Here is an 18,208-nt window from a genome sequence, read left to right as displayed (position 1 = left end):
CGGCCGCCGCATAGGGGCACCTGCCTAGGATGGGACGGTGACCTCGACCTCAGCGCCCAGCCCGGCCACGCCCAGCAGCCCGCCCAGCACCTCACGACGCATCCTCGTGATCTCGGTGGCGATCATCGCCGCCCTGATCGCGGCGTTCTTCGTGTTCTCATCGCTGTACACGGAGTACCTCTGGTTCGACCAGCTCGACTTCGCGTCAGTGCTGACGACGCAGTGGATCGCCACGGCGACGATGTTCGTCATCGGATTCTTCGGCATGGCGGTGCCGATCTTCGTGTGCATCCAGCTGGCCTACCGGCTGCGCCCCGTCTACGTGCGACTCAGCTCGCAGCTCGACCGCTACCAGGAGGTCATCGAGCCGCTGCGCCGACTGGCGATGTGGGGCATGCCGGTGTTCTTCGGCGTGTTCGCCGGATTCGCGGCGGCGGGCAACTGGCAGACCGTGCTGCTCTGGCTGAACGGCGTCAGCACCGACACGCTCGACCCGCAGTTCGGCGTCGACACGGGCTTCTACCTGTTCGCCATGCCGTTCTACTCGCTGCTGCTGGCGTTCGTGTCGGCTGTGCTGCTGCTGAGCCTGGTGATCACCGCGCTGGTGTCGTACCTGTACGGGTCGGTGCAGATCGGTCAGCGCGAGCTGCGCATCTCGAAGCCGGCTCGCATCCAGCTCGCCGTGCTCGCGGGCCTCTATCTCGCGGTGCAGGCGGTCAGCCTGTGGCTGGACCGCTACCTCACTCTCGTGCAGTCCGAGGGTCGCATCACGGGTGCCGCCTACACCGGCGTCAACGCCACGATCCCAGGTCTTGCGATCCTGTCGATCCTGTCGGCAGTGGTCGCCCTGCTCTTCTTCGTCACCGCGATCATCGGCCGCTGGCGCTTCCCGCTGGTGGCGACGGCGCTGCTGATCGTCGCCTCGCTCGTCGTCGGCATGGGCTACCCGTGGGTGGTGACCACCTTCCAGGTCGCACCGAACGAGAACGCGTACCAGGCCGAGTTCTACGAGCGGAACATCGCCAGCACGCAGGAGGCGTACGGTGTCGCCGACATGGAGGTCACCTCCTTCATGGCGACCACCGACACCGAGCCGGGGCAGCTGCGCGAGGACGCCGAGACGACGGCGTCGGTGCGCATCATGGATCCCGCCGTGATCAGCCCCACGGTGCGCCAGCTCGAGCAGTACCGCTCGTACTACCAGTTCGCTCCCGAGCTGGACGTCGACCGCTACGAGGTCGACGGCGAGATGCAGGACACCGTGGTGTCCGTGCGCGACCTCGACATGACCAGGCTCGGCGGCGGAGACAGCTGGAACAACCGCGCCGCCGTGTACACGCACGGCTACGGTCTGGTCGCCATGGCCGGAAACCAGCGCACCGACGACGGTGAGCCGGTGTTCCTCGAGCGCGGCATCCCGACGCAGGGTGTGCTCACCGACACGCAGGAGTACGAGCCCCGCGTGTACTTCGGCGAGTCGTCGCCCGAGTACTCGATCGTCGGCGCCCCCGAGGGCACCGACCCGGTCGAGATCGACTTCCCGCGCGGCCAGGACGGCGCCAGCGACACCAAGACGACGTTCGAGGGCGACGGCGGGCCACGCATCGGCAGCACCTTCCGCAAGCTGCTGTACGCGATGAAGTTCCAGTCCGAGCAGATCCTGTTCTCGAACCTCGTCAACGACGAGTCGCAGATCCTGTACGACCGCGACCCCAAGGAGCGTGTGCAGAAGGTCGCGCCGTACCTCACGCTCGACCAGGACCCGTACCCCAGCGTGGTCGATGGCCGGATCGTGTGGATCGTCGACGGCTTCACCACCAGTGCGACCTACCCGTACTCGACGACGGTGAGTCTGCAGGATGCGATCGCCGACTCGCGCACCCCGGCTCCGGCCGTCGCGTTCGACAACATCAACTACATCCGCAACTCCGTGAAGGCGACCGTCGACGCGTACGACGGCTCGGTGACGCTGTACGCCTGGGATGAGGAGGACCCGATCCTCGAGACCTGGCAGAACATCTACCCGTCGACGGTCAAGCCGATCAGCGAGATGTCGGGTGAGCTGATGAGCCATGTGCGCTATCCGACCGACCTGTTCAAGGTGCAGCGCGACGTGCTCGGCGTCTACCACATCGACAACGCGAACGCGTTCGCGCAGGAGGTCAACCGCTGGCAGACGCCGGACGACCCGCGCGCCAAGGACCGCCTGCAGCCGCCGTACTACCTGTCGATGAAGATGCCTGGGCAGGATGAGGCCAGCTTCTCGATGTTCTCGACGTTCATCCCCGCCGCGCAGCAGGGTGAGAGTCGAGAGGTGCTGATGGGCTACCTCGCCGTCGATTCGGATGCCGGATCGGAGGCGGGCGTGAAATCCGACAGCTACGGCACGCTGCGACTGCTCGAGATCGACGCGGCGACGACGGTGCCGGGCCCCGGTCAGGTGCAGAACACGTTCGACTCCGACACGCAGATCGCCGACCAGCTGAACGTCCTGACGCTCGGAAACTCCGAGGTCAAGTACGGCAACCTGCTGACCCTTCCGGTCGGCGGCGGTCTGCTCTACGTGCAGCCGGTGTTCGTGCAGTCGTCCGAGGGCACGAAGCTGCCGAACCTCCGCAAGGTGCTGGTCGCCTTCGGCGACCGTGTGGCCTTCGAGGACACGCTGACCGAGGCGCTCGACGCGCTGTTCGGCGGCGACGCCGGTGCGACCGGTGGGGATGAGGACGTCACCCCGACCGATCCGGATGCCCCGACCGAGCCCACCGAGCCGACCGATCCGGATGAGGGCAGCACTCCCGCGCCGCCGTCGGATGCCATGGCTGCGGCTCTCGAGGATGCGCGCAGCGCCCTCGCTGCCCGCGAGGCGGCACTGAAGGCCGGCGACCTGGAGAAGTTCGCCGTCGAGGACAAGAAGCTGACGCGGGCGATCGAGCAGCTGCTCGCGCTCGAGGGTCAGGCTGCCGAGTAGCAGCCGCGTCTCAGCAGGCAAGGAGGAGGGCGTCCCGTCACGGGGTGCCCTCCTCCTGCGTGCGGGGGACACGCCCGGCACTCACGATCGGATGCCGTCGATTCGCCCTGTCCTCAGAGCCGTGTTAGGCTTTAAGACGTGCCGCGGGGTGGAGCAGTTCGGTAGCTCGCCGGGCTCATAACCCGGAGGTCGTAGGTTCAAATCCTGCCCCCGCAACCAGTGAGAAGAAGGCCTCGTCCGCAAGGACGGGGCCTTCTTCGTCTCCGGATGCGAGGATGGGCGCATGACAGCATCCGCCGCTCTCGTCGCCGTCAGCCAGTTCGCCCCGGGAGCCGACCCGGCAGCCAACCGCGCTCGCGTCGCGTCACTCGTCGCGGATTCCGCTCGCCGCGGCGCGCGGCTCATCGTGCTTCCGGAGTACTCCAACTACTTCGTCAGCCCGTTCGACGACTCGCTCGCGGTCAACGCCGAGACGCTGGACGGGGCGTTCGCGAGCGCGCTGCAGACACTCGCCGCCGCGCACGGCGTCACCGTGGTCGCCGGACTCATCGAGAGCGCGGATGACGGGCGGGTGCACAACACGGTCGTCGCGGTTTCGGATGCCGGTGTGCTGTCTGTCTACCGCAAGCAGCACCTGTACGACGCGTTCGGACAGAAGGAGTCCGACTGGATCGCTCCCGGTGAGCTCGGCGGAGCCGCCGTGTTCGAGGTGGGCGGCATCCGATTCGGTCTGATGACCTGCTACGACCTGCGCTTTCCCGAGGTTGCCAGGACGCTGGCGGATGCCGGCGTCGACGCGATCGTCGTGCCGGCCGAATGGGTGCGCGGCCCGCTCAAGGAGCACCACTGGAACACGCTGCTCACCGCGCGCGCGATCGAGAACACGGTCTACGTGATCGCGGCCGACCATCCCGGACCGATCGGCGTCGGCTTCTCGCAGGTGATCGACCCGCAGGGCGTGGTCGTCGCGGGCGTCAGCGCGGGGGAGGGCATCGCTTTGGCATCCATCGATCCCGACCTGGTCACACGCACCCGCGAGACGAACCCCGCCCTCGCCCTGCGGCGCTACCGCGTCGTGCCGAATAACTGACGCTCGCGCGCCGGCCCGGTGTGTCGCCCTGCGCCGGGCGACGACACGCCGTGCGCCGTCAGTGATCCGTCACGCATCGCGGAGGGATGCCAGGCGGCGGGCGGCTTCCTCGAGCACCTCGGTGCGCTTGCAGGCCGCGAACCGCACCAGACCTGCGTAGTCGCCCCGGTGCTCCGCAGCGACGAATGCCGTGAGGGGGATCGCGACGACGCCGGCGCGCTCCGGCAGCGCGCGGCAGAACGCCGCGGCATCCGCTCCGCCGAGGGCCGTGGCATCTGCGACGGTGAAGTACCCGCCCTGCGGGGTGTGCGTCTCGAAACCCGCTGTGCGCAGCGCTGCGCCGAGAAGCTCGTGCTTGCGCAGCAGCTCGGCAGCGGCATCCGTGAAGTACGCATCCGGCATCCGCAGGCCGACCGCCACCGCGGGCTGGAACGGCGACCCGTTCACATAGGTCAGGTACTGCTTCACTGTCAGCACTGCGGTGATCAGCGCCGCCGGACCGTGCACCCAGCCGATCTTCCACCCGGTGACGTTGAAGGTCTTGCCTGCCGACGAGATCGTGAGGGTCCGCTCAGCCGCGCCGGGCAGGGTGGCGATCGGCACATGCGGCCCGCGGAAGGACAGATGCTCGTACACCTCGTCGGTGGCGATGATCGCGTCGTGCGCGTTCGCAAGCCGCACCACCTCGGATCGCACCTCGGGTGAGAACACCGCACCGGTCGGGTTGTGCGGATCGTTGACGAGGATGATGCGCGTGCGGTCGGTGACGGATGCTGCGAGCTCGTCGAGATCCGGCTGGAAGTCCGGCCGGCGCAGCGGTACGGTGCGCAGGCGCCCGCCCGCCAGCGCGACGGCCGCGGCGTAGGAATCGTAGTACGGCTCGAAGACGACCACCTCGTCTTCGGGCCCGTCGATCAGGGCGAGCAGCGTCGCCGTCAGCGCCTCGGTCGCCCCGGCGGTGACGAGGACCTCGCTGTCCGGATCGACGGCGAGGTCGTAGAACCGTCGCTGATGCTCGCTGATCGCCGTGCGCAGATCGGGGATGCCCCGCCCCGGCGGGTACTGGTTCGCACCCCGGGCGATGGCATCCCGAGCCGCTTCGAGCACCTCCTGCGGGCCATCCTCGTCCGGGAAGCCCTGGCCGAGGTTGATCGCCCCGGTTCTGACCGCTGCGGCCGACATCTCTGCGAAAATGGTGGGCGCGACCTCACCCCGCGGGGAGAGCAGGCCTGCCCCTGCAGCAGTGCGCCGCCAGGCGCCGGAAATGACATCCATGCAGAACAGGCTAAGACCATAGGGGAATTCCACCTTCGCCATACGAAACGCACAGACTCGCTTGCGACTCTGATATCACGTCGAGAAGGAGCAGATGATGAGCGACAACAACAACGGCCAGGCCTCGAACCCCGAGCAGCCGGACGTCGGTGCGACTCCGACTCGCCCGAACCCGCAGACGCCGGCGCAGCCGGATCCGCAGACGTCCGCGCAGCCGCATCCACAGGCGAGCCCGCAGGCTCCCATCGGGCACAGCATCCCGAACACGTTCGGCTCACACCAGCAGCCCGCCCCCGTCTTCCAGGCGCCGTACACCGCGCCCTCGCAGCCGGGTGCCTCGTTCGGCACGGCGCCCCAGCAGCCCCACCAGGACCACCACGGCGCAGGCAGCACCGCGCCGGTCGGCGCGTACACGGCACCCGTCTCCCAGACTGAGAGGAAGAGCGGGGGTCCGGTGAAGATCGCCGGTCTGATCCTCGCCGCCGCCATCGTCGGCGGTGTCGCCGGATTCGGCGGCAGCGCGATCGGTGCCGCGGTTCTTGAACAGCCGTCCTCGCAGTCGGCGTCCGGACCGCAGACCGTCACCGTCAACAACCCCGGCTCCGTCAACGAGACCACCGCGATCGCCAGCGAGGTGCTGCCGTCGGTGGTCACCATCGAGGTCGCGGGCAGCAGCGAGGCGGGCAGCGGATCCGGTGTGATCCTCGACGAGGAGGGCCACGTGCTGACCAACGCGCACGTCGCCACGCTCGGCGGAGCGGTCGGCGACGCGAACATCCGCGTCACCACCTCCGATGGGCGCATCTTCCAGGCCACGATCGTCGGCACCGATCCGGTATACGACCTCGCCGTCCTCAAGCTCGAGGACGCGAGCGACCTCACGCCGATCGAATTCGCCGACTCCGGCAAGCTCAACGTCGGCGATACCGCCGTGGCCGTCGGCGCCCCGCTGGGGCTGTCGAACTCGGTGACCACCGGCATCGTCAGCGCGCTGAACCGCAGCATCCAGGTCGCGTCGTCCGCACTGCCCGACGACGCTCCGGACAGCGAGCAGCCCGGTGACGGCTCGAACGGCGACTCCGAGGACGGCGAGGGCGAAGGCGGTCCCTTCCAGTTCGACATCCCTGGTCTCGGCGCGCAGCAGGCGCAGCAGTCCATCTCGATCGCCGTGATCCAGACCGACGCGGCGATCAACCCCGGCAACTCCGGCGGTGCCCTGGTGAACAGCAAGGGCGAGCTGATCGGCATCAACGTCGCCATCGCGACCGCTGGCAGTTCGCAATCCAGCGAGTCGGGGTCGATCGGCCTGGGCTTCGCGATTCCCTCGAACATCGCCGAGCGGGTCTCGAGCGAGCTCATCGAGAACGGCGCGGCGACCCACGGGCTGCTCGGTGCCACGGTGCGCGATGCGTCCAGCGTCGAGGGTGCCGCGGTCGCCGGCGCGGTGATCGTCGACCCGACCCCGAACGGCCCCGCCGACGAGGTCGGCCTGCGCGGCGGCGACATCGTCACGCAGTTCAACGGCGCACCGATCACCAGCGCCAGCGACCTCACCGCGCAGGTGCGCGCAGTGGCCGCCGGCAGCACCGCCGAGCTCACCTATGTGCGCTCCGGCAAGACGTACACCGCCGAGGTGACGCTCGGAGAATTGGCGCTCTGAGCCCGGTTCGCTCTCAGGACAGGACGCCACCCCGCGATAGGCTCGCGGGGTGGCGTCCTTCTCATTCGGAACCGGCAACGCGGCCAAGCTGCTCCGGCTGCCGATGTATGCCGTCGGACGCATAGGCACCTTTCTGGTGCCGCGTGGGGACACCTGGGTGTTCGGCTGCGGTGCCGGCGTCGGCGATGGCGCGCTCGCGCTCTACCGCGAGGCGGCGGATGCCGGGCACCGCACGCTCTGGCTCGCCCGCACACCGCGCGACGAGGCTGACGCGAAGGCCCTCGGCATCCGCACTCGCCGTCGGGACGGGCTGCGCGGCTGGTGGGCCACGGCACGCGCAGGAGTGCTTGTGGTCACGCACGGGCTGGGCGACGTGAACCGCTACGGCAGCAGCGACGGCTTCGTCGTGCAGCTGTGGCACGGCATCCCGCTCAAGCGCATCGGCCTGGACTCACCGGTCACCGCGCAGGTTCCGAGCGGCATCCCGGGCGCCGGCGCGCTGCGACGGATCCTCACCCTGCTGTACCGGGGGGCGGCGCAGCGCATCCGCGTGCTGCCCGCCGCCTCGCACCGCTCGCGCGGCCGTCTCGAATCGGCGTTCGGACTGGGGGATGACCGTGTCGTCGTCACCGGAGAACCCCGCGTGGACGTCCTCTCCGCCGGCACCGCCGACGCACGCGTCGCCGCCGCGACCACGCTGCTCACCCGCACCGGGCCGCTGCTCTCCGAGCAGAGCGCGCTGCTGTACGCCCCCACATGGCGCGACGGCGGGCCCGATCCCGCCGTGCCCACCGCCGAGCAGTGGATCCGGATCGTGCGAATGCTCGAGAAGCATGATGCCGTGCTGTTCATCCGCTCGCATCCGCTCGGCGAAGGTGCGTACGCGCCCCCGTGGTCGAGCGGAAGGGTGCGGATGCTGAACTCCGACCTGCTGCCGGATGCGACACCCGCACTGGCGCGCATGGACGTGCTGATCACCGACTACTCGTCGATGGCGTACGACGTGGGCCTGCTGTCGATGCCGGTCGTCTACCTCGCGCCGGACGCCGTGGAGTACGCCCGCGAACGCGGCTTCTATGGACGCTACGAGGACGTCGCCGGCACTGACTACGCCCGTGACTGGGACGGGGCCCTCGACCAGCTCGACAGCCTGCTCGGCGACGAGAACGCGTACAGCGCGGCATCCGATCGCTCGGCGGCGCTCAGCGCACACATGCACGCCCACCGCGACGGGCGCAATGCCCGCCGCGTGTACCAGGCCATCCGCGCGCGGGGGATCCCCGCGCCGAAGGGAGCACGATGACGACCGCTCTGATAGATGAGCAGGCCGAGACGCTGGTCATCGCGGGCGAAGGAGCCCGCCCCGCGTCCGCCACCCTCGAGGGCCCGCGGGCACGGGTCAGCGGCAGGCTCACCGGCGGGGGCAAGACCTGGAAGGCGACCTTCCCGCTGCGGACCTCGCGCTGGGGCGGGGCAGAGCTGCCGCTGCCGTCCGGAGCCTACGACCTCGCGATCGACGGCGATGTCGGCGCTGAGGCGGCCGATCTCGACGAACTCGAGCTCGAGCAGGTGCTGCTGCCGACGCTGCGAGTCGAGGTGCGCGGCACCCGAGTCGTCATCGCCGCGCCCATCGCTCCGATCTACGAGACTCCGGAGGGGCAGCGGACCCTCGAGGAGCGGTACGCGTCACAGATCGGCGCGGGCGAGAACGCGGTGTTCTTCGAGAGCTTCTACGGGCAGAACGCGGGCTGCAACCCGCGTGCGATCGACCGCGTCCTCGCCGAGCGCGCGCCCGCGGTCACCCGGTACTGGAGCGTCACAGACCTGTCGGTCGAGGTGCCCGAGGGTGCCGTGCCCGTCGTGGAGGGCGGCCCGGAATGGTGGCGGGCGCGAGCCGAATCGCGGATGCTGATCGTCAACGACTGGCTGCGCAGGCGCTTCGTGCGAAAGCCGGGTCAGCGGGTGCTGCAGACCTGGCACGGCACGCCGCTCAAGCGGCTCGCCCTGCACCGGCCGGGATTCGACCCGCGTCGGATGGCGGCCGTGATCAAGGAGTCCCGCCGCTGGGACGTGCTGCTGGCTCAGAACGTGTACGCGGCGCGCATCCTGAAGAAGGCCTACGCGTTCTTCGGCAAGCCGCTCTGGGTCGAGGGCTACCCGCGCAACGACCTGTTCACCACCGGTGACCCCGCACCCATCCGGGAGGCTCTGGGTATCAGAGCGGACGAGCGCGTGCTGCTGTACGCACCGACCTGGCGCGATGACCGCAGCGAGATGGTCGACTTCATCGACCCGCAGCAGCTCGCAGCGCAGACCGACTCCGTCGTGCTGGTGCGCGGGCACTCGCGCACCCTCAAGCCCGGACGCGATCACTCCGGCGCGCGTGTCATCGACGTGACCGGCTACCCCGAGACCGCGCGACTGCTGCTCATCGCAGACGCGCTGATCACCGACTACTCCTCGGTGATGTTCGACTTCAGCGTCACCGGGCGGCCGATGTTCTTCCTGGTGCCCGACCTCGAGCACTACCGGGGAGAGCTGCGCGGATTCTACTTCGACCTCGCCGAGCGTGCGCCCGGGCCCCTGGTGCACACCCAGGAGCAACTGGTCCGCGCACTCGAGGACCCCGAGGTGCCCGTCGCCTACCAAGACCGCTACGCGGCCTGGAAGGCGCAGTTCAACAAGCTCGACGACGGCGGCGCCGCGGAGCGCGTCGTCTCGCGGATCCTCGATCAGGGCTGGCTCACCGCCTGAGCCCAGCCGGCCGAGCCCGCACGACCCCGACCGGGCCCACCGCCCGACCGGGCCACCCGTTCGCCGCGGGCCGGATCAGGGCAGCGGCGTGTTCCGGCTGCCGAGGCGGGAGGCGTCGACGGTGTCGCCGGCGCCGCGCAGCACCCCGGCGAGGAAGCCGAGTCCCCACGAGAAGTGCATGGTCGGCAGCACCGCCATGGTCCACAGCCGCTCGCGCAGTCCGCGCCGCCCCGACAGTGCGACGGCGACGACGAGTAGTGCGTAGGCGATCAAGGGCAGATAGACGGCGGATGCCACGATGCCGAGCACACCGCTCAGCACGCCCGTGAGCTGGAGGATGCCGATGACCAGCGCGAGCACGGCGACGATCACGAGGGCGGGCGGGGCGAAGAAGCGCAGGCCGTTGCTGCGGCCGTAGCGGCGCACCAGCTCGCCGCGCCAGGCGCCGGTGGCGCGGAACTGGCGTGCGAGCCGCCACCAGCTCTCGCGCGGCCAGTAGGTCACCGACAGGCGAGGGTCGAACCAGACCAGGTGCCCGGCTGCGCGGATGCGCAGGTTCAGCTCCCAGTCCTCGCCGCGGCGGATCGACTCGTCGAACAGGCCCACCTCGTCGAGCACAGCCCGGCGCATCACTCCGAGGTAGGCCGACTCGGCCTCGCCCTCGTGATCACTGCCGTGATACGCGCCCCCGCCGAGGCCGACGGGGGAGTTGTAGAGCCGGGCCACGGTCCGCTGGAAGGGCGTGCGCCCCTCTGCGCGCATCACACCGCCGACGTTCGCAGCACCGGTGCGCTCCAGCGTCTCGAGCGCGCGCCGCGCGTAGCCGGCGGACAGCTCCGAGTGCGCGTCGACGCGGATGACCGTGGCGTATCTGCTGACGCGGATGGCGGCGTTCAGCCCGACCGGGATGTGCGCGGCGGGATTGTCGACCAGCTGCACGCGGGGATCGGCGGCGGCCAGCCGCTGCGCCAGCTCGGTCGTGCCGTCGGTCGAGGGTCCGAGGGCCAGGATCAGCTCGGTCGGACCGTCGACATCCTGTTCGAGCACGGATTTGACGGCGTGTTCGAGGTACTCGCGCTCGTTGAGCACGGGCATGACGAACGAGACGCCTCCCGCTGCGGTCGTGTCGTTCTCGTGCACGTCTCGATCATGTCATGCACGGGTCGGCGTGGAACTCGGACGGCTCGGAGCTTGGCCTACTACGGTCGCCGTATGGACGTCATCAGCGATGCCAGGAAGGCGTACCGTCTGCTGCGACGGGCACTCGCCACCAGGGCGGCGCGGCAGCGAGTGCGCCGGATGCTCGCGCAGCGGACGCCGTTCGCTGAGAATCGGTTCCAGATCGCCGTGCACTTCGCCGACACGGCCGTGAACATGTACCAGATCAGGCAGTGGTACCGGCCGCTGCAGCGGCTCAGCCGCAGATTCCCCGTCGTCGTGCTGTCGCGCTCGCCGCTGGGGGCGGAGGCACTGCTGAAGGATGACGCGCTGCCCACGGTGTTCGCGCCCACGGTCGACGAGGTCGAGCAGTTCCTCGCGCGGCAGCAGATCCGCATCGTGCTGTACGTGAATCAGAACACCCGGAACTTCCGGATGTTCCGCTACGGGCGTCGCTGGCACGTCTTCATCAACCACGGAGAGTCCGACAAGGTCTACATGGCCAGCAACCAGTACAAGGCCTACGATCACGCGTTCATCGCCGGTCAGGCCGCGCACGATCGCCTCGCCGAGGCGCTGTGGGACTACGACGTCGACTCCCGCACCACGATGATCGGCCGCCCGCAGGCCGACCACTTCGCCGGCGACCTCCCGTACACGCCCGATGACCGCACCGTCGTGCTCTACGCTCCGACGTGGGAGGGCGACCGTGCGTCGATGAGCTACGGCTCCGTGCGCAGTCACGGCGTCACTCTGGTGGAGCGCCTGCTTGCCACAGGGCGGCACCGGATCATCTATCGTCCGCATCCGCGCACCGGCGTGATGGACGACGACTACCGCGCGGCGAACGAGCAGATCATCTCGATGATCGGGCGGGCGAACGCGGCGGACCCGACGGCGCAGCACGTGCATGATGACGGCCCGGAGATCGGCTGGCAGCTGACAGCATCCGATGTCGCGATCGTCGACGTCTCGGCGATGATCTACGACCGTCTCGCCACCGGGAAGCCGCTGCTCGTCACCCGTCCTGTCAGCGACGAGGCTGAGATCGATCGCAGCGGTTACCTGTCGGATTGCGAGTGGCTGCCCGCCGAGCGATCGCGCGACATCGTCGACGAGGTCGAGCGCGTCCGCGCCGACGAGGAGGCCGTGGCGCGGCTGGGCCGGTGGGCCACGCGCTACTTCGGCGACACGACGCCCGGCGCCGCGACGGCACGTTTCGAGGCGGCCGTGCAGCGACTGTCGGATGCCTGGGAGCAGCACCACGACCGCGGAAGCGCATAGCCTCGCCCCGTATCCTGGAGTGATGGGTGTCGTCTCAGATGGAAAGAAGGCGTATCGGCTCCTGACGAAGGCTCTTGCCTCGCGGTCGGCCGTGCAGCGGGTCAGACGGACCCTCTCCAGCCAGGGTCCGCACCCGCAGGGGCATTACAAGATCGCCGTGTACTTCGCGGACGGCGCGGTCAACATGTACCAGATGCGCCAGTGGTATCGGCCCCTCGAGCTGCTGGCCGAGCGCTGGCCGGTCGTGGTGCTCTCGCGCAGCGCCACCGGGGCTGAGAAGCTCATCGCCGAGGACGGACCGCCGGTGGCGTTCGTGCCGACCGTGCGCAACCTCGAGAAGTTCATCGCGAAGCAGGACATCCGCATCGTCCTCTACGTGAACCAGAACACCCGCAACTTCCAGATGTTCCGGTACGGGCGTCGCTGGCATGTGTTCATCAACCACGGCGAGTCCGACAAGATGTACATGACCACCAACCAGTACAAGGCGTACGACTACGCGCTGGTGGCAGGTCAGGCCGCCCGCGATCGCCTCAGCCGCACGCTCTGGGACTACGACATCGAGCGCCGCACGATCGAGATCGGCCGTCCGCAGGCCGACCACTATTCGGGAACGCTGCCGTACACGCCGGACGAGCGCATGGTCGTGCTGTACGCGCCGACCTGGGAGGGGGATCGCCCGTCGGCGCACTACGGATCGATCGCCACGCACGGCGAGGCCATCATCGCCGGCCTGCTCGCCACCGGCCGGCACCGGGTCATCTATCGTCCGCATCCGCGCAGCGGCGTGGTGGACGACGCCTACGGCGAGGCGCACCGCCGCATCCTCGCGGCCATCGCCGCGGCCAATGCCGCCGACCCCGGCGCTCAGCACGTGCACGACGACGGCCCCGAACTCGGGTGGCAGATGGCCGCGGCCGACGTCGCGATCGTCGACATCTCGGCCATGGTCTACGACCGGCTGGCAGCCGGCAAGCCGCTGCTGATCACCAGACCTGGCGACGAGCGGGCATCCATCGACACCAAGGGCTACCTCTCCGCCTGTGAGTGGCTGACGGTCGAGGGCTCGCGCGACATCGTCGCCGAAGTCGACCGGGTCAGTGAGGACGAGGAGGCCGTCGCACGTCTGCGCATCTGGGTGCAGCATTACTTCGGCGACACGACCCCTGGCGTCGCCACCGAGAAGTTCCACGCCGCGATCGAGCAGCTCATGCACAAGTGGGATGACTGGCACGGCCGCGACGTCGAAGACGACGTCGATGTCGACGAAGAGGACGACGATGACGGCGACGAGGACGACGAGGACTGAATGGACCTGCCCCACGCCCGTTCCGCGGCAGCGCGGCTGACGGTGCTGCCCGAGTGCGGCTCGACGAACGCCGAGCTGCGGATGCATGAGTCGGATGCCGTCGCCTGGCCGCACCTGTCGGTGCTGCTGACCGATTCGCAGACGGCGGGTCGCGGGCGGCTGGATCGCCGCTGGACGACACCCCCCGGTGCCGCGCTCGCGATCTCGGTGTTGCTGCGTGAGCTCCCCGGTGCGGTCGATGCGCGAGGCTGGATCCCGCTGGCGGCCGGTGTCGCGATGACGGATGCTGTCGCAGCGCAGCTGCCAGAGCATCGCGTCGGTCTGAAGTGGCCCAACGACGTGCTGGTCGACGGTCGCAAGATCTGCGGCATCCTCGCCGAGGTCGCGGGCGAGTCGATCATCGTCGGAACCGGCGTGAACACCGCGATGACTGCGGACGAGCTGCCGGTGCCGACCGCCACCTCGTTCGCCGCGCTGGGCGTCGAGGTCGATGTCGATCGACTGCTCGCCGACTACCTGAGCCGGATCGACGCCATCGCGCGCGAGCTCATCCGCACAGAGGATGCGGTGATGTCGAAGCTGCACGAGCAGGTGACCGCGCACTGCCTGACCCTGGGCGCGGACGTCGACGTCTCGCTGCCGGACGGCAGCCTGCTGCACGGCCGCGCGCGCCGACTCGACGCCGACGGCCGCCTGATCGTGGATGACGGCACCCAGGAGCGCGCCGTGGCATCCGGCGACGTAGTGCACGCGCGTCTGGCCTGACACGCGCCGTCTGCCTGACACGCGCTGTCTGCCTGACACGCGCTGTCTGCCTGCGTGCGATGTCGGCGGACGAAGGCAGAATGAGACTGTGACACAGCCCGTGACTCTCGGTGGGCGGCCGATGATGCCGCCGCCGGGCGCGCCCGTGGAAGAGCTGCTGGTCGCCCGATTCCGCGGACATGCCCGTCGGCTGCTCTGGTCGGCGCTGGTGTTCATCGCTGTCTGCGGGGCCACCGCCTACTTCTACGACGGGCTTCCCGAGCCGTACGAGAACTGGATGCTGCTCAGCGCCGCCGCAGTCGTGCTGCTGCTGCTGGTGGCGGTGCCGTTCCTCGTCTGGCTCTCGCGCAGCTACACGATCACCACCCGACGCGTCATCGTGCGCGACGGACTGGGCTCGCGCCGCCGCCGTGAGCTGTCGCACACCCGCGGATATTCGATCGCTGTGCGCCGCGGCCCGCTGCAGCGGCTGTGGGGCGCCGGCACGATCACACTGAGCAACGGCATCGACGCCCCGCTGCGCCTGCAGAACATCCCGAGCGTCAACCTCGTGCACGAGACACTCGCCGACCAGGTGGAGGTCAACCAGATCCTGGCACATCGCGAAGCGCAGCCCGGCTCGCTGTGAGTCGACCGCCTGCGCGAAGTAGGCGAGAATGGGTGCGACGAAAGGGGCGCGATGACAGTGCGCGTGGGAGTGATCGGCGGAGGGCAGCTCGCCCGGATGATGATCGCGCCTGCGGTCGAACTCGGCCTCGAACTGCGAGTCCTCGCAGAAGACGAGGGGATGTCGGCGCAGCTGGCAGCGACCGCCGTCGGCGACTACCGCGACCTCGAGACGGTGCGCGCCTTCGTGCGCGACGTCGACGTCGTCACCTTCGACCACGAGCATGTGCCGCAGGATGTGCTGCGCGCGCTGGTTGCGGATGGCGTGCAGGTGCACCCGGGGCCGGATGCACTGCAGTACGCGCAGGACAAGCTGGTCATGCGGGCGCGTCTGAGCGAACTGGGCGTGCCGCAGCCGGATTGGGCGCCCGTGCGCGATCGCGAGGAGCTGCAGGCCTTCATCGACGACCATGGCGGTGGCGCGGTCGTGAAGACCCCGCGCGGCGGATACGACGGCAAGGGTGTGCGGATCGTGCGCTCTGGCGCCGACGCGCAGGACTGGTTCGACGCGCTCGCCGAGGGCGACGCGCTGCTGGTCGAGGAGCTCGTGCCGTTCACCCGTGAGCTCGCGCAGCAGATCGCGCGCCGTCCGGGTGGCGAGATGGCCGCCTACCCGGTCGTCGAGACGGTGCAGCGCGACGGCGTGTGCGCTGAAGTGCTCGCGCCGGCCCCGGGTGCCACGTCGCGGCTGACGCAGATCGCCGAGCAGATAGGCCGCCAGATTGCGGAGGGCATCGGCGTGACGGGGATGCTGGCCGTGGAGCTGTTCGAGACGGACGATGAGCGCATCCTGGTGAACGAGCTGGCGATGCGCCCGCACAACAGCGGGCACTGGAGCCAGGACGGCGCGGTGACGGGGCAGTTCGAGCAGCACCTGCGTGCGGTCGCCGACCTGCCGCTCGGGCGCACGACGCCGCGTGAGGAGTGGACCGTGATGGTCAACATCCTCAGCGGTCCCGCCGATGGCTCGCTCGCCGACCGGTTCGAGCCGGCGATGGCACAGCATCCCGAGGCCAAGATCCACACGTACGGCAAGGCGCCGCGCCCCGGCCGGAAGGTCGGACACGTCAACGTGACAGGCGACGACCTCGACGATGTCGTGTACACCGCCCGTGCGGCGGCTGCGCACTTCTCCTGACCCGATCGACGCCGACGCGTGCCGCTGCGACATTCTCACATTTCGACTCGATCGGCTCCGCCGAACTCGCTCGATGACCGGGTTGCGCTCACGCGCGGCGCGAGCGCTGCAAGGTACCCTGTCATGGTGACTGAGCCACTGCATTCCTCGAGCTCGCCCCTGGTCGGCGTCGTGATGGGTTCCGACGCCGACTGGCGCGTGATGAGCGACGCCTCCCAGGCGCTCACCGACTTCGGCATCCCGCACGAGGTCGAGGTCGTCTCGGCTCACCGCACCGTCGACAAGCTCGTCGCCTACGGTCGCGAGGCGCGCAGCCGTGGCATCCGAGTCGTCATCGCCGGCGCAGGGGGAGCGGCGCACCTGCCCGGCATGCTGGCATCTCTCACCGCGCTCCCGGTCGTCGGCGTGCCGGTGCCCCTGGCGCACCTCGACGGCATGGATTCGCTGCTGTCGATCGTGCAGATGCCGGCTGGCATCCCGGTCGCCACCGTGTCGATCGGCGGCGCGCGCAACGCGGGCATCCTCGCGGCACGCATTCTCGGAACCTCCGACGCCGATCTTGCCGACCGTGTCGAGGCGTATGCGCGTGACCTCGAGGGCCAGGTCGAGCAGAAGAACCAGCGGCTGAAGGACTCGCTGTGACGCTGGCGGCGCCGCGCGCCTCCGAGCGAGGTGCGCGCCCGCTGATCGAGACCCGTCCGCTGCGCAACCCGGATGCCGGCGACGCGGGGCAGATGGGCCGGCGCGGCTGGTGGCTGGTCGTACTCAACGTGCTCATCCCCGGCTCCGCCCAGATCCTCGCGGGCAATCGGCGCCTGGGACGCTTCGGTCTCGGCGCGACGCTGCTGGGCTGGTTCCTGCTCATCGTCGCCGGGGGACTGGCGCTGTTCGCGCAGCCGGCCCTTGTCTGGCTCTTCGCCGGTCCGCTGTCGTGGATCATGCTGACGCTCGTCCAGGTGCTGCTGCTCGGGTACGTGGTGCTGTGGGTGGTGCTGACCATCGACACGCTGCGGCAGGTGCGGCTCGTCAAAGTGCCGCCGATCTCGCGGTGGGCGCTGCCGGTGGCATCCATCCTCGTTCTCGCCCTGGTGGGTTCCGGCACGGTGTACGCATCGACCGTCGCGGCGTCCAGCCGCGGCGCGCTGACGACGCTGTTCGGCAGCGGCGGGCCGAGTCTGCCCCCGAGCGACGGGTACTACAACATCCTGCTGCTCGGCGCCGACAGCGGCGACGGACGAGACTCCATGCGCTTCGACAGCATCTCGGTCGTTTCGGTGAACGCCGACTCCGGCGCGGTGACGATCACGGGCATCCCGCGCGAGCTGAGCGGCGCGCCGTTCAGCGAGGGCAGTCCCATGCTCGCTGAATACCCGGACGGGTTCGAAGGGCACGCCGATCAGACATGCGGCTGGGATCCGTGGATGAACCACGTGCGCCACGCTGCGGAGGTCTGCCGCGACGACCAGGGGACCGGTTTGTACCCGGATGCCGCCGCACACGGTTCCGCACCAGGCATCGAGGCGACCAAGGACGCCGCCGAGGGCGTTCTCGGCATCGAGATCCCGTACTACGTGTTCGTCGACATGGACGGCTTCGCTCAGATGATCGACGCGCTCGGCGGCGTCGAGATCGACGTCAAGGAGCGCCTGCCCGAGGGCGGCGGGCCTGGCAAGACCGGCAAGTCGGTCGAGGAGTGGGCGACCGGGTGGATCGAGCCTGGCAAGCAGCGCATGGATGGCGAGACCGCGCAGTGGTACGCCCGCTCTCGGTACACGACGAGTGATTACGACCGCATGAAGCGCCAGCGTGAGTTGCAGGTCGCCATCCTCGACCAGTTCACGCCGCAGAACGTGCTCACCCGGTTCAATGAGATCGCCGAAGCCGGAACCGCGATCGTGCAGACCGATCTGCCGAAGGACAAGCTGCCCGAGTTCTTCGACCTGATGATGAAGGCCAAGGAGCAGCAGGTCACCGAGATCGAGCTGACCCCTGACAACGGGATCGAAGAGGGCGAGCCGGACTTCGAACTGATCCATGAGATGGTGAACGCCGCGCTGCACCCGCCGGTGACCGAGACTCCGGCGCCGTGACGGGCGCACCGCGCTCAGGCTGAGTTGCGCGCGGTGAGGCTTCGGAGCCTC

The 18,208-nt window shown here is 69.3% G+C and carries 14 protein-coding genes and 1 tRNA gene; 13 read left to right on the top strand and 2 right to left on the bottom strand.

All coding sequences use genetic code 11. The features are described from left to right. Positions 1–37: 37 nt before the first annotated feature. The 3 genes from ACQUSX_RS04630 (at position 38) to ACQUSX_RS04620 (ending at position 4,058) form a co-directional block, all read left to right on the top strand. The gene (locus tag ACQUSX_RS04630) at positions 38–2,968 is read left to right on the top strand and encodes a UPF0182 family membrane protein (RefSeq protein ID WP_428905787.1); all 2,931 of its coding nucleotides are present in this window, start codon (positions 38–40) and stop codon (positions 2,966–2,968) included. A 142-nt stretch (positions 2,969–3,110) separates the two neighbouring features. Beyond that, positions 3,111–3,187 (top strand) — tRNA-Met (locus tag ACQUSX_RS04625). Positions 3,188–3,251: 64 nt separating this feature from the next. Next, positions 3,252–4,058 (top strand): carbon-nitrogen hydrolase family protein, encoded by an 807-nt coding sequence (locus ACQUSX_RS04620; protein WP_428905786.1) that lies wholly within the window; start codon positions 3,252–3,254, stop codon positions 4,056–4,058. 69 nt (positions 4,059–4,127) lie between these two features. Here the strand turns inward: ACQUSX_RS04620 and ACQUSX_RS04615 are convergent, their stop codons facing one another. Beyond that, complete coding sequence (locus tag ACQUSX_RS04615; RefSeq protein WP_428905785.1) at positions 4,128–5,333, bottom strand: aminotransferase class I/II-fold pyridoxal phosphate-dependent enzyme; 1,206 nt, start codon at positions 5,331–5,333, stop codon at positions 4,128–4,130. Between the two features lie 97 nt (positions 5,334–5,430). Here ACQUSX_RS04615 and ACQUSX_RS04610 point away from each other — a divergent pair, with 97 nt between their 5' ends. The 3 genes from ACQUSX_RS04610 to ACQUSX_RS04600 are packed head-to-tail and all read left to right on the top strand — an operon-like array spanning position 5,431 to position 9,747. Further along, a complete protein-coding gene (locus ACQUSX_RS04610; RefSeq protein WP_428905784.1) occupies positions 5,431–6,993 on the top strand; it encodes a S1C family serine protease in 1,563 nt (520 codons plus the stop codon). Positions 6,994–7,042: 49 nt separating this feature from the next. Further along, positions 7,043–8,296, top strand: a complete 1,254-nt coding sequence (locus ACQUSX_RS04605; RefSeq protein WP_428905783.1) for a CDP-glycerol glycerophosphotransferase family protein — start codon at positions 7,043–7,045, stop codon at positions 8,294–8,296. Then, entirely contained in the window at positions 8,293–9,747 is a 1,455-nt protein-coding gene (locus tag ACQUSX_RS04600; RefSeq protein ID WP_428905782.1) for a CDP-glycerol glycerophosphotransferase family protein, read from the top strand. The genes ACQUSX_RS04605 and ACQUSX_RS04600 overlap by 4 nt, the downstream gene beginning before the upstream one ends. Before the next feature lie 75 nt (positions 9,748–9,822). On the opposite strand, the gene ACQUSX_RS04595 is transcribed toward ACQUSX_RS04600, so the two are convergent. After that, positions 9,823–10,842: a glycosyltransferase family 2 protein gene (locus tag ACQUSX_RS04595; protein ID WP_428907588.1), complete on the bottom strand. Its 1,020-nt coding sequence runs from the start codon at positions 10,840–10,842 to the stop codon at positions 9,823–9,825. Between the two features lie 117 nt (positions 10,843–10,959). Between ACQUSX_RS04595 and ACQUSX_RS04590 the strand changes: the two genes are divergently transcribed. The 7 genes from ACQUSX_RS04590 (at position 10,960) to ACQUSX_RS04560 (ending at position 18,157) form a co-directional block, all read left to right on the top strand. Then, on the top strand, positions 10,960–12,189 hold the full coding sequence (locus tag ACQUSX_RS04590) for a CDP-glycerol glycerophosphotransferase family protein (RefSeq protein ID WP_428905781.1): 1,230 nt from the start codon (positions 10,960–10,962) through the stop codon (positions 12,187–12,189). A 22-nt stretch (positions 12,190–12,211) separates the two neighbouring features. Next, positions 12,212–13,498, top strand: coding sequence for a CDP-glycerol glycerophosphotransferase family protein (locus tag ACQUSX_RS04585; protein WP_428905780.1), 1,287 nt, complete (start codon positions 12,212–12,214; stop codon positions 13,496–13,498). After that, positions 13,499–14,263 carry a biotin--[acetyl-CoA-carboxylase] ligase gene (locus ACQUSX_RS04580; protein ID WP_428905779.1) on the top strand — a complete coding sequence of 255 codons (765 nt, stop codon included), beginning with the start codon at positions 13,499–13,501 and terminating at the stop codon, positions 14,261–14,263. It abuts the gene before it with no gap. Between the two features lie 88 nt (positions 14,264–14,351). Continuing rightward, a complete protein-coding gene (locus ACQUSX_RS04575; RefSeq protein ID WP_428905778.1) occupies positions 14,352–14,891 on the top strand; it encodes a PH domain-containing protein in 540 nt (179 codons plus the stop codon). A 51-nt stretch (positions 14,892–14,942) separates the two neighbouring features. Continuing rightward, positions 14,943–16,067: a 5-(carboxyamino)imidazole ribonucleotide synthase gene (locus tag ACQUSX_RS04570; protein WP_428905777.1), complete on the top strand. Its 1,125-nt coding sequence runs from the start codon at positions 14,943–14,945 to the stop codon at positions 16,065–16,067. A 174-nt stretch (positions 16,068–16,241) separates the two neighbouring features. After that, positions 16,242–16,709 carry a 5-(carboxyamino)imidazole ribonucleotide mutase gene (gene purE / locus ACQUSX_RS04565; RefSeq protein WP_428907587.1) on the top strand — a complete coding sequence of 156 codons (468 nt, stop codon included), beginning with the start codon at positions 16,242–16,244 and terminating at the stop codon, positions 16,707–16,709. Further along, positions 16,706–18,157 (top strand): LCP family glycopolymer transferase, encoded by a 1,452-nt coding sequence (locus tag ACQUSX_RS04560; RefSeq protein ID WP_428905776.1) that lies wholly within the window; start codon positions 16,706–16,708, stop codon positions 18,155–18,157. Before purE ends, ACQUSX_RS04560 begins: the two co-directional genes overlap by 4 nt. The last annotated feature ends 51 nt before the right edge of the window (positions 18,158–18,208 follow it).

This window comes from Microbacterium alcoholitolerans, assembly GCF_050408615.1.
GTDB lineage: Bacteria > Actinomycetota > Actinomycetes > Actinomycetales > Microbacteriaceae > Microbacterium.
Note: the sequence above shows the minus strand (reverse complement) of the source record. Positions and strands in the feature narration are given on the sequence as shown.

Excerpts from the sequence above, each read along its gene's own strand:
- ACQUSX_RS04620 (WP_428905786.1), top strand. The coding sequence starts at position 3,252 with ATGACAGCATCCGCCGCTCTCGTCGCCGTCAGCCAGTTCGCCCCGGGA.
- ACQUSX_RS04615 (WP_428905785.1), bottom strand. The coding sequence starts at position 5,333 with ATGGATGTCATTTCCGGCGCCTGGCGGCGCACTGCTGCAGGGGCAGGC.
- ACQUSX_RS04610 (WP_428905784.1), top strand. The coding sequence starts at position 5,431 with ATGAGCGACAACAACAACGGCCAGGCCTCGAACCCCGAGCAGCCGGAC.
- ACQUSX_RS04600 (WP_428905782.1), top strand. The coding sequence starts at position 8,293 with ATGACGACCGCTCTGATAGATGAGCAGGCCGAGACGCTGGTCATCGCG.
- ACQUSX_RS04595 (WP_428907588.1), bottom strand. The coding sequence starts at position 10,842 with ATGCCCGTGCTCAACGAGCGCGAGTACCTCGAACACGCCGTCAAATCC.
- ACQUSX_RS04590 (WP_428905781.1), top strand. The coding sequence starts at position 10,960 with ATGGACGTCATCAGCGATGCCAGGAAGGCGTACCGTCTGCTGCGACGG.
- ACQUSX_RS04585 (WP_428905780.1), top strand. The coding sequence starts at position 12,212 with ATGGGTGTCGTCTCAGATGGAAAGAAGGCGTATCGGCTCCTGACGAAG.
- ACQUSX_RS04580 (WP_428905779.1), top strand. The coding sequence starts at position 13,499 with ATGGACCTGCCCCACGCCCGTTCCGCGGCAGCGCGGCTGACGGTGCTG.
- ACQUSX_RS04570 (WP_428905777.1), top strand. The coding sequence starts at position 14,943 with ATGACAGTGCGCGTGGGAGTGATCGGCGGAGGGCAGCTCGCCCGGATG.
- purE (WP_428907587.1), top strand. The coding sequence starts at position 16,242 with ATGGGTTCCGACGCCGACTGGCGCGTGATGAGCGACGCCTCCCAGGCG.